The following is an 11,418-nucleotide window of genomic DNA, read 5'->3' as shown; positions in this document are numbered from 1 at the left end:
AGGTTTGGTGGCGATAGCGAAGAGGTCACACCCGTTCCCATGCCGAACACGGAAGTTAAGCTCTTCAGCGCCGATGGTAGTTGGGGGCTTCCCCCTGTGAGAGTAGGACGCCGCCAAGCAACGTAAAAGACCAGCTTTAAATAAGCTGGTCTTTTTTTGTTTTTTCAAAGTTTTACGACAGTCAAAAGTGGAAATAATAAAGGAGCAAGAGCAATTAGTTGAAAAAAAATTAAAAACCACTTATAGTAAAGTTAAAGTCAAATATAGTCAAAGTCAAGTGAAGGAGGGGGCTGAGTGGGGAAGAATATTTCTGATATCATTGAACAGTATCTAAAACAAGTTTTAGAAACAAATGGGAAGGAAATTTTGGAAATTAAACGGAGTGAATTAGCTGATAAATTTCAATGTGTCCCTTCCCAGATCAATTACGTTATCAATACGCGATTTACAAGTGAGCGCGGATATATTGTCGAAAGCAAAAGGGGAGGCGGCGGCTATATCCGCATCATTAAAATTAAAATGAACGACAAAACAGATTTGATCGATAATATTATGAATCAAATCTACACGAGACTTTCACAAGCTGCTTCAGATGACATTATTTTGCGGCTTCTGGAAAACGGTGTGATCACGAAAAGCGAAGCGAAATTGATGGTCAGTGTAATGGATCGTTCTGTTTTATACATTGATTTACCTGAACGTGATGAGTTAAGAGCAAGAATGATGAAGGCCATGCTTACGTCACTTAAATTTAAGTAAAGCGGGTGAGAAGCGTGATATGTCAAGAATGTAATAAAAGGCCGGCTACTTTTCATTTTACAAAAGTTATAAATGGCGAAAAAAGAGAAATGCATATCTGTGAACAATGTGCAAAAGAGAACAGTGATTCATACTCTATGAATGAAAATAGCGGATTTTCCATCCATAATTTGCTGTCAGGACTTTTGAATTTGGATTCTTCTTTTACAAACAGCAGCGAGGCTCAGCTGTTTAAACAGCAGCCTGAACAAGTTCTTCGATGCAAAAAGTGTCATATGACGTTTTCCGAATTCAGAAAAACAGGGCGTTTTGGATGTTCGGAGTGCTATAAAACATTTCATTCCTACATTACACCCATTTTAAGAAAAGTCCACAGCGGAAATACAGTCCATGCTGGAAAAATTCCGAAAAGAATTGGTGGAAACCTGCATGTCCGAAGACAAATTGAGACATTGAAAAAAGAGCTTTCAGAATTGATTCAACAGGAAGAGTTTGAAAAAGCGGCCACCATTAGAGATCAGATCAGGTCACTTGAACAAAATGTGAAAGCAGACAATAAGGAGGGGGAAGACTGATGTCACTGCAGCATTTTATTCAGAACGCTTTAAGCAACTGGATGCGGCAGGAAGGCCCTGAAAGTGACATCGTCCTGAGCAGTCGGATCCGTCTTGCGCGAAATTTAGAGAAAGTCCGTTTTCCAACACTTTTTTCAAATGAAGAAGCATCGGCGATTATTGCTTTATTTGAAGAACAATTTACCGGATATGAAGTGCCTGGCATTGGGAAATTTGAGATGGTGAAAATGGAGCAGGTACAGCCGCTGGAAAAAAGGGTACTGGTGGAAAAACATTTGATCAGCCCTCATTTAACAGAAGCTTCGTTTGGTGCATGCCTTCTTTCTGAAAACGAAGAAGTCAGCATCATGTTAAATGAAGAAGATCATATCCGTATTCAATGTCTTTTCCCAGGATTTCAGCTGTCAGAAGCTTTAAATGCGGCAAACAAAGTCGATGACTGGATTGAAGAGCGTGTCGATTATGCTTTTTCAGAGCAAAGAGGCTACTTGACCAGTTGCCCGACAAATGTCGGAACGGGACTGAGGGCATCCGTGATGATGCATCTTCCCGCTTTGGTGTTAACTAGGCAGATCAACCGAATTATTCCGGCAATTAACCAATTAGGGCTTGTTGTTAGAGGAATTTACGGTGAAGGCAGCGAAGCATTAGGAAATATCTTTCAGATTTCAAACCAAATCACCCTTGGAAAATCAGAGCATGACATTGTTGAAGATCTTAATAGCGTGGTAGCCCAACTGATCGAACAAGAACGTTCGGCACGAAAGGCGCTTTATCAGACATCACAAATTGAGCTTGAAGACCGGGTCTACAGATCCTACGGCGTGCTTTCCAACTGCCGCATGATCGAGTCGAAAGAGACGGCAAGATGTCTTTCAGACGTGCGTCTCGGCATTGACCTTGGAATCATTAAAGGCCTTTCCAGCAACATACTTAATGAATTGATGATCCTGACTCAGCCCGGTTTTCTCCAGCAGTATTCCGGAGGCGCCCTGAGAGCAAACGAGAGGGATGTCAGAAGAGCGACTCTTATCAGAGAGCGGTTGAAATTAGAAAACAACGGCAATAGACAGGAGGATGAAACGATATGATGTTTGGAAGATTTACAGAAAGAGCACAAAAAGTATTGGCGCTTGCTCAAGAAGAAGCTCTGCGTCTCGGCCATAATAACATTGGGACAGAACATATTCTCCTCGGCCTTGTTCGTGAGGGTGAGGGCATTGCCGCAAAGGCGCTTCAGGCATTGGGGCTCAGCCCCGACAAAATTCAAAAAGAGGTTGAAAGCCTGATCGGCCGCGGGCAGGAAATGTCCCAATCCATCCACTACACACCAAGAGCCAAAAAAGTGACCGAACTTGCCATGGATGAGGCAAGAAAGCTGGGACACTCATACGTGGGAACCGAACACATCCTCTTGGGCTTAATTCGCGAAGGAGAAGGCGTAGCAGCGAGAGTGCTGAACAATTTAGGGGTCAGCTTAAATAAAGCGAGACAGCAAGTATTGCAGCTTTTGGGCAGCAATGAGAGCGGAGGCGCCGCGTCGGGGGCGAACAGCAATGCCAATACACCTACCTTAGACAGCCTTGCCCGCGATTTGACGGCGATTGCCAAAGAAGACAGCCTTGATCCCGTTATCGGCCGGAGCAAAGAAATTCAGCGCGTCATTGAAGTGCTGAGCAGAAGAACAAAAAACAATCCCGTGTTAATCGGGGAGCCTGGTGTCGGTAAAACAGCGATAGCCGAAGGCTTGGCCCAGCAGATCATCAACAACGAAGTGCCGGAAATTTTACGAGACAAACGCGTTATGACGCTTGATATGGGCACTGTCGTTGCAGGCACGAAATACCGCGGGGAATTTGAAGACCGCCTTAAAAAAGTGATGGATGAAATCCGCCAGGCCGGCAATATCATCTTATTTATCGATGAATTGCATACGTTGATCGGCGCTGGAGGTGCGGAAGGAGCAATCGATGCCTCCAATATCCTGAAGCCGTCGCTTGCTCGGGGAGAACTGCAATGCATCGGGGCGACAACCCTTGATGAATATAGAAAATACATTGAAAAAGACGCTGCGCTTGAACGCCGTTTTCAGCCGATTCAAGTCGATCAGCCGTCACCTGAAGAAAGCATTCAGATTTTGAGAGGGCTGAGAGACCGCTATGAGGCACACCATCGCGTATCGATCACCGATGAAGCGATCGAAGCAGCCGTGAAGCTGTCAGACCGCTATATTTCAGACCGGTTCCTGCCTGACAAAGCGATCGATTTAATCGATGAGGCCGGTTCAAAGGTTCGCCTGCGTTCCTTCACAACGCCTCCTAATTTAAAAGAGCTTGAACAAAAGCTTGATGAGGTGCGCAAAGAAAAAGATGCCGCCGTCCAAAGCCAGGAATTTGAGAAAGCAGCATCTCTGCGTGATACAGAACAGCGCCTGAGGGAACAGGTTGAAGAAACAAAGAAAACTTGGAAAGAAAAGCAAGGGCAAGAAAACTCCGAAGTAACAGTTGAGGATATCGCGATGGTCGTATCAAGCTGGACCGGGGTGCCGGTTTCAAAAATCGCCCAGACGGAAACAGATAAGCTCCTGAATATGGAACAAATTCTTCATTCACGGGTAATCGGCCAGGATGAAGCGGTTGTCGCCGTTGCCAAAGCTGTCAGACGGGCGCGGGCCGGACTAAAAGATCCGAAACGTCCGATCGGTTCATTTATTTTCCTCGGTCCGACAGGTGTCGGTAAAACAGAGCTTGCCCGCGCACTTGCGGAATCTATTTTTGGTGATGAAGAAGCGATGATTCGCATTGACATGTCTGAGTACATGGAGAAGCACTCCACATCAAGACTAGTCGGCTCGCCTCCTGGATATGTCGGCTATGATGAAGGCGGACAGCTGACGGAAAAAGTAAGAAGAAAACCTTATTCAGTCGTCTTGCTTGATGAGATTGAAAAAGCGCACCCTGACGTTTTTAACATTCTGCTTCAAGTTCTCGAGGATGGACGCCTGACTGATTCAAAAGGCCGCACCGTAGACTTTAGAAATACGATTCTCATCATGACTTCCAACGTAGGAGCCAGCGAGCTGAGAAGAAATAAATACGTCGGTTTTAACGTGCAGGATGAGACCCAGACTTACAAAGATATGAAAGATAAGGTCATGGGCGAATTAAAACGCGCTTTCAGACCGGAGTTTATTAACCGGATAGATGAGATCATCGTCTTCCACTCTCTGGAGAAAAAACATCTGAAGGACATTGTCTCCCTCATGTCAGAGCAATTGACCAAACGTCTGAAAGAACAGGATCTTTCAATCGAGCTGACAGAAGCGGCTAAAGAAAAAATCGCTGAAGAAGGAGTCGACCTTGAGTACGGCGCCCGTCCACTCAGAAGGGCCATCCAAAAACACGTCGAAGACCGTCTGTCTGAGGAACTTCTGAAAGGTCATATTGAAAAAGGCCAGCATATTGTTCTCGATGTAGATAACGGAGAATTTGTCGTAAAAACAGAAGCGAAAACGAACTAATATAGAGACAAAGGAAAGAGGCATACGATTTATCAGTATGCCTCACTTTCTTATAAAGGGAGCGTTTTGAAAAAGCAATGGCTAAAACGAAAAGTAAATTTATTTGTCAATCATGCGGCTATGAATCAGCCAAATGGATGGGGAAGTGTCCGGGATGCGGCGCATGGAACACCATGGTCGAAGAAATGATCAAAAAGCAGGCCGCTAACAGAAGAACCGCCTTTTCACATTCCATCCAAAAGGTGCAAAAGCCATCCCCCATTACATCAATTGAAACGACGGAAGAGCCGAGGATCCAAACGAAATTGCGCGAGTTCAACCGCGTTTTGGGAAATGGCATCGTCAAGGGATCGCTCGTGTTAATCGGCGGTGACCCAGGTATCGGAAAATCCACTTTGCTGCTGCAGGTGTCTGCCCAGCTTGCTGATTTGAAGGAAAATGTCCTGTACATATCAGGGGAAGAATCGGTCAAACAAACAAAGCTGAGAGCGGACCGCCTCGGCATCAACAGTCCAACTCTTCACGTTTTATCTGAAACCGATATGGAGTATATTACGTCTTCTATAGAAGAGATGAACCCTTCATTTGTGGTGGTAGACTCCATTCAAACCGTTTACCAAAGCGATATTACATCAGCCCCGGGCAGCGTATCCCAGGTAAGGGAATGCACCGCTGAGCTGATGAGAATTGCCAAAACAAAAGGGATTCCAATATTTATCGTCGGCCATGTCACAAAAGAGGGCTCGATTGCCGGCCCGAGACTGCTTGAGCACATGGTCGACACCGTTCTTTATTTTGAAGGAGAACGCCATCACACATTCCGGATTTTAAGAGCTGTTAAAAACAGGTTTGGATCGACAAACGAGATGGGGATTTTTGAAATGAGAGAAGAAGGCTTGACAGAGGTGCTGAATCCGTCGGAAATTTTTCTCGAAGAACGTTCGGCAGGTGCCGCCGGGTCAAGCGTTGTCGCCTCAATGGAAGGCACTAGACCGGTTCTGGTCGAAATTCAAGCGCTGATCTCACCTACCAGCTTCGGGAATCCGCGCAGAATGGCTACCGGAATCGATCATAATCGCGTCTCCCTGCTCATGGCGGTTCTCGAAAAAAGAGTGGGTCTCCTGCTGCAAAATCAAGATGCATATTTAAAAGTTGCCGGCGGAGTGAAGCTGGATGAGCCCGCGATCGACCTTGCCGTTGCAATCAGTATCGCGTCAAGCTTCAGGGATGCTCCGCCTCAACCGACAGATTGCTTTATCGGCGAGGTCGGCCTTACGGGAGAGGTCCGCAGAGTATCAAGAATTGAACAGAGGGTTCAAGAAGCCGCAAAGCTTGGTTTCAAAAGAATGATTATCCCTTCTGCCAATGTGGAAGGCTGGACCAAGCCGAAGGGAATTGAGGTCGTCGGTGTTGAAAATGTTGCTGAGGCCCTTCGAGCTTCATTAGGAGGATCATGATATATGGAAAAAGAAAAAAAAGGAGCGAAACAGGATCTTTCAGAAATATTACAGTTTGTCGCCCCCGGCACGCCTCTTCGCGAAGGAATCGAAAATGTGCTTCGGGCAAAAACAGGAGGATTAATTGTTGTCGGTTTTAACGATAAAGTTAAAGAAGTGGTTGACGGAGGATTTCATATAAACTCCGCTTTTTCTCCGGCCCATTTGTATGAGCTGGCGAAAATGGACGGTGCGATTATCCTCAGCGACTCAGGACAAAAGATTTTGTACGCCAATACGCAGCTTATGCCTGAGGCGACGATACCTTCATCAGAGACGGGGATGAGGCACAGGACGGCTGAACGGGTGGCCAAACAGACAGGTTGTCTGATCATCGCCATATCTGAAAGACGGAACGTGATCACGCTTTATCAGGAAAATATGAAATATATCCTTAAGGATATCGGCTTTATTTTAACAAAAGCCAATCAGGCTATACAGACCCTTGAAAAGTATAAATTAATTTTGGACAACGCAATTTCCACTTTAAGCGCTTTGGAATTTGAAGAGCTTGTCACATTCGGAGATGTCATTTCCGTTATGCACCGCTATGAAATGGTGCTGCGAATTAAAAATGAAATCAACATGTACATTAAAGAGCTCGGAACAGAAGGGCACCTCATCAGGCTTCAAGTAAGCGAGCTGATCACAGACATGGAACAGGAAGCGGCGCTGTTCGTAAAAGACTATGTCAAAGAAAAAATTAAAGACCCGTTTGTCCTGCTCAAAACGCTCCAGGATATGTCGAGTTTTGAATTGCTGGATGATTCCATTCTGCTTAAGCTTCTCGGTTATTCGGCTTCAACGAACATGGAAGAATACGTCTTTCCGCGAGGCTACAGGCTGCTTCATAAAATCCCCCGCCTGCCAATGCCGATTGTCGAAAATGTTGTGGAAGCGTTCGGCCATTTAAAGCTTATCATTGAAGCGGATGTAAAAGAATTGGACGAAGTGGAAGGAATTGGGGCTGTTCGTGCCCAAAAGATAAAGAAAGGTTTAAAAAGGCTTCAGGAAAAACATTATATTGACAGGCAGCTGTGAGAATTTATCCTAAAAACGATTAAAATATGCAATTTATGGGTATATTATTTTTAATTTTATTTTCACTACAGCAGCTGTATTCAAAAAAATAAAAGGAGGTGAAGGTATGTTAAAACGAATAGTTCAAGCGTTCTTTGCGATTTTGGGAGGCGTTATCGGTATTTTTCTCATACCGGAATTGTTTGTACTGTTAAATGTACAGGACATACCTTTAATAACAAACCCTTATGTGTCCGCTTGTTTGGGAGCTATCATCTTTTTTCTTCTGGGCATCTGGTGTGCGGATTATGTGATTAATTGGGTGAAATGGATTGAGGATTCCCTGATAAAAGCTCCTGTATCAGATTTGTTGTTTGGCTCACTAGGATTGATCTTCGGACTTATGCTCGCTTATCTTATCGTCAACGTTATTCCGTTAAAAGACATCCCGTACCAACCGATCAGCACGGTGATTCCGCTTGTTTTAGCCGCATTCCTGGGCTACCTCGGATTTCGGGTCGGCTTTAAGAAAAAAGACGAAATGCTCACCCTTTTTTCTACAAGGAAGAAAAAAGGTGCCGCTGAAGAAGAGCGTACTGAAGAAGACAAAAAGCTGAAAATTTTAGATACAAGTGTTATTATAGATGGGAGAATTGCTGATATTTGTCAGACCGGTTTTCTGGAAGGCGTTATTGTGATTCCGCAGTTTGTACTGGAGGAGCTTCAGCACATCGCCGACTCTTCCGACGTCCTGAAACGCAACAGAGGACGGAGAGGGCTTGATATTTTGAATCGGATTCAAAAAGAATTGGATATCAAAGTTGAAATTTACGAGGGCGATTTTGAAGACATCCAGGAAGTTGACAGTAAACTGGTCAAACTTGCAAAGCTGACTTCAGGTGTAGTCGTGACGAACGATTTTAACTTGAATAAGGTGTGCGAACTGCAGAAGGTAGCTGTATTAAACATCAACGACCTTGCCAACGCCGTCAAACCTGTCGTTCTTCCTGGAGAAGAAATGAAAGTACAGGTGATTAAAGACGGAAAAGAACACAATCAAGGTGTGGCTTATTTAGACGATGGCACAATGATTGTCGTTGAAGAAGGGCGAAACTATATCGGCAAACATATCGACGTGCTTGTGACCAGTGTGCTGCAGACGGCAGCCGGCAGAATGATATTCGCCAAGCCGAAACTGCTGGAAAAGGCGCTTTAAAAAGGGGAAAGAACATGAACTATGAAGTCGTCATTCTTGCTGCCGGGCAAGGCAAGCGAATGAACGCCGGGAAAAACAAACTGTTTATCGAGGCAAAAGGAATACCTGTTATAATTCATACTCTACAGGTGTTTGACAACCATGATGCCTGTAAAAGAATGATTTTAGTCATCAATGAGCAAGAATTCGGGGAATTCAACGCCCTTTTGAAACAATACCATTTCAAAACCCTGATCGAGGTCGTACCGGGAGGAAAGGAGCGCCAGCACAGCGTTTTTCAAGGCATCAAAGCGGCCGGAAGAGGGGAGATGGTCCTTGTTCATGACGGAGCAAGACCATTCATTAAACAGGAGCAGATCGAACAGCTCGTCAATAAAGCCGAACAAACAGGTGCTGCAATTTTGGCCGTCCCTGTTAAAGATACAATAAAACGCGTTCAAGACGATAAGATAGACGGAACGATCGAACGTTCAAGCTTGTGGGCCGCTCAAACCCCACAAGCTTTTCGTCTTTCTATTCTGATGAACGCTCATCTCGAAGCGGAAGCAAGTGGCTTTCTTGGAACCGATGACGCCAGCCTCGTCGAGGAAGCGGGCGGCAAGGTCGCGATTGTTCAAGGAGATTACCGGAATATTAAGCTGACGACTCCGGATGACTTGCTTATTGCCGAAGCGATATTAGAAGCGGAAAAGAGGAATGAACATGTTTAGAATTGGACAAGGGTTTGACGTTCATCAGCTTCAAGAAGGCAGGCCGCTCATTATAGGGGGAATCACGATTCCTTATGAAAAGGGCCTTCTCGGACATTCAGATGCTGATGTACTTTTACATACGATTGCCGATGCCTGCCTCGGTGCCATCGGGGAAGGCGATATCGGGAAGCATTTTCCCGATACCGATCCTGAATTCAAAGATGCCGATTCATTTAAGCTTCTTCGCCGCGTATGGCAGCTTGTGAAAGAAAAAGGCTATACGCTTGGAAACCTTGATTGTACAATCATCGCTCAAAAACCAAAGATGGCTCCCTACATCGAAGACATGAGAGCCAGAATTGCCGAAGGATTGGAAGCGGAAGTTTCGCAAATTAATGTGAAAGCGACAACGACGGAAAAGCTCGGGTTTACGGGAAGAGCTGAAGGAATTGCCGCCCAGGCTTCAGTTCTGCTCCAAAAGGCATAATTCATTTTGAAGACCGATTCATTTGATGATAGAATAAGAATAAATTTGAACTCTCATTGAGACGAAAGGAAGTAGACAGATGGGAAACGAAGTTCGCGTTCGTTATGCGCCGAGTCCAACCGGCCATTTACATATCGGGAATGCCAGAACGGCTCTCTTCAATTATTTGTTCGCCCGGAGCCAAGGCGGGAAGTTCATCATCCGCATTGAAGACACGGATAAAAAGCGGAATATTGAAGGCGGAGAGCAAAGCCAGCTCAACTATTTAAAATGGCTCGGGATCGACTGGGATGAAGGTGTGGATGTCGGCGGCGAATATGGACCATACCGCCAATCCGAAAGAAATGATATTTACAAGACATACTATGAGGAGCTTCTTGAAAAAGGCCTTGCTTATAAGTGCTACTGCACGGAAGAAGAGCTTGAAAAGGAACGGGAGGAACAGGCGGCCCGCGGAGAAATGCCGCGCTACTCCGGAAAATGCCGCAATTTGACGAAAGAAGAACAGGAAAAGCTTGAGGCTGAAGGCAGACAGCCGAGCATCCGCTTTAAAGTTCCTCAAGGTGAAGTCATCACCTTTAACGATATTGTCAAAGATGAAATTTCTTTTGAAACAGACGGCATCGGCGACTTTGTCATCGTAAAAAAAGATGGAACGCCGACTTACAATTTTGCGGTGGCGGTCGATGACTATCTGATGAAAATGACGCATGTGCTTCGCGGAGAGGATCATATTTCAAATACGCCGAAGCAGATTATGATATACAATGCGTTCGGCTGGGATGTCCCGACTTTTGGACATATGACGCTGATCGTCAATGAAAACCGCAAAAAGCTCAGCAAACGCGATGAATCGATCATACAATTCATCGAACAGTACGAGGAGCTCGGCTATTTGCCGGAAGCGCTCTTTAACTTTATCGCGCTCCTTGGCTGGTCGCCTGTCGGAGAAGAAGAACTGTTTACAAAGGAACAGTTTATTGAGATATTTGATGTGAATCGTTTATCAAAATCACCGGCTGTGTTTGACGCGCATAAACTGAAATGGGTCAACAACCAGTATGTGAAAAAGCTTGACCTTGATCAGGTCGTTGAACTGACTGTCCCCCACTTGCAGAAAGCCGGCAAGGTTTCCGAAGAGCTCGCCGGAAGCGAAAAGGATTGGGTTCGCAAGCTGATTTCCCTCTACCAGGAGCAGCTCAGCTTCGGTGCAGAAATTGTCGAGTTAACAGAGTTGTTCTTTAAAGACGAAATCCAGTATAATCGTGAAGCAAGGACGGTTTTAGAAGAAGAACAGGTTCCGGAAGTGCTGCGGGTGTTTTCCGAAAAGCTTGAACAGCTTGAGGATTTTACTGCGGATGAGATTAAGCAATCGATCAAAGCCGTTCAGAAGGAAACGGGGCATAAAGGGAAAAAGCTGTTTATGCCGATCCGCGTGGCGACAACCGGCCAAACTCACGGGCCTGAGCTGCCTCAGTCCATTGAGCTGTTAGGAAAAGACACCGTTTTAAAACGGCTGAATAACATTAATCAATAAGATAAATCGCTGACAGGGAGAAGTATAAAGCCACGGCCTTTAAAGAGAGAGTCTTCATCGGCTGGAAAAGACTTAAGCGCCAGGCTTTAGAAATGCGCCTCTTGAGACCTTTGAAG

At 45.3% G+C, this 11,418-nt stretch carries 10 protein-coding genes, 1 rRNA gene and 1 other annotated feature (1 of these 12 running past the window's edge); all 11 genes read left to right on the top strand.

Annotated features, from left to right (window positions below):
- The first annotated feature begins 3 nt into the window (after nt 1-3).
- The 11 genes from rrf (at nt 4) to gltX (ending at nt 11,302) form a co-directional block, all read left to right on the top strand.
- Nucleotides 4-119: ribosomal RNA gene (gene rrf / locus ACINLD_RS21035) — 5S ribosomal RNA — on the top strand.
- A 175-nt stretch (nt 120-294) separates the two neighbouring features.
- Nucleotides 295-759 carry a CtsR family transcriptional regulator gene (locus tag ACINLD_RS21030; RefSeq protein ID WP_026586095.1) on the top strand — a complete coding sequence of 155 codons (465 nt, stop codon included), beginning with the start codon at nt 295-297 and terminating at the stop codon, nt 757-759.
- A 14-nt stretch (nt 760-773) separates the two neighbouring features.
- Nucleotides 774-1,334 carry a UvrB/UvrC motif-containing protein gene (locus ACINLD_RS21025; RefSeq protein WP_026586094.1) on the top strand — a complete coding sequence of 187 codons (561 nt, stop codon included), beginning with the start codon at nt 774-776 and terminating at the stop codon, nt 1,332-1,334.
- A complete protein-coding gene (locus tag ACINLD_RS21020; RefSeq protein ID WP_026586093.1) occupies nt 1,334-2,425 on the top strand; it encodes a protein arginine kinase in 1,092 nt (363 codons plus the stop codon). The genes ACINLD_RS21025 and ACINLD_RS21020 overlap by 1 nt, the downstream gene beginning before the upstream one ends.
- On the top strand, nt 2,422-4,854 hold the full coding sequence (clpC, locus tag ACINLD_RS21015; protein WP_026586092.1) for an ATP-dependent protease ATP-binding subunit ClpC: 2,433 nt from the start codon (nt 2,422-2,424) through the stop codon (nt 4,852-4,854). The genes ACINLD_RS21020 and clpC overlap by 4 nt, the downstream gene beginning before the upstream one ends.
- A gap of 77 nt (nt 4,855-4,931) precedes the next feature.
- On the top strand, nt 4,932-6,311 hold the full coding sequence (gene radA, locus ACINLD_RS21010) for a DNA repair protein RadA (protein WP_026586091.1): 1,380 nt from the start codon (nt 4,932-4,934) through the stop codon (nt 6,309-6,311).
- 3 nt (nt 6,312-6,314) lie between these two features.
- Complete coding sequence (disA, locus tag ACINLD_RS21005) at nt 6,315-7,391, top strand: DNA integrity scanning diadenylate cyclase DisA (RefSeq protein ID WP_026586090.1); 1,077 nt, start codon at nt 6,315-6,317, stop codon at nt 7,389-7,391.
- 106 nt (nt 7,392-7,497) lie between these two features.
- On the top strand, nt 7,498-8,586 hold the full coding sequence (locus tag ACINLD_RS21000) for a PIN/TRAM domain-containing protein (RefSeq protein WP_026586089.1): 1,089 nt from the start codon (nt 7,498-7,500) through the stop codon (nt 8,584-8,586).
- 14 nt (nt 8,587-8,600) lie between these two features.
- Nucleotides 8,601-9,296 (top strand): 2-C-methyl-D-erythritol 4-phosphate cytidylyltransferase, encoded by a 696-nt coding sequence (gene ispD, locus ACINLD_RS20995; RefSeq protein ID WP_026586088.1) that lies wholly within the window; start codon nt 8,601-8,603, stop codon nt 9,294-9,296.
- Nucleotides 9,289-9,765: a 2-C-methyl-D-erythritol 2,4-cyclodiphosphate synthase gene (gene ispF, locus ACINLD_RS20990; protein WP_026586087.1), complete on the top strand. Its 477-nt coding sequence runs from the start codon at nt 9,289-9,291 to the stop codon at nt 9,763-9,765. The genes ispD and ispF overlap by 8 nt, the downstream gene beginning before the upstream one ends.
- A 79-nt stretch (nt 9,766-9,844) precedes the next feature.
- Nucleotides 9,845-11,302 (top strand): glutamate--tRNA ligase, encoded by a 1,458-nt coding sequence (gltX, locus tag ACINLD_RS20985; RefSeq protein WP_026586086.1) that lies wholly within the window; start codon nt 9,845-9,847, stop codon nt 11,300-11,302.
- Nucleotides 11,303-11,418: a binding site (T-box leader), on the top strand; it runs 116 nt beyond the window's last position.

It is taken from the genome of Bacillus sp. z60-11 (assembly GCF_046464135.1).
GTDB lineage: Bacteria > Bacillota > Bacilli > Bacillales > Bacillaceae > Bacillus > Bacillus sonorensis_A.
The sequence above is the reverse complement of the archived record's forward strand: the minus strand, read 5'-3'. Positions and strand labels throughout refer to the sequence as shown.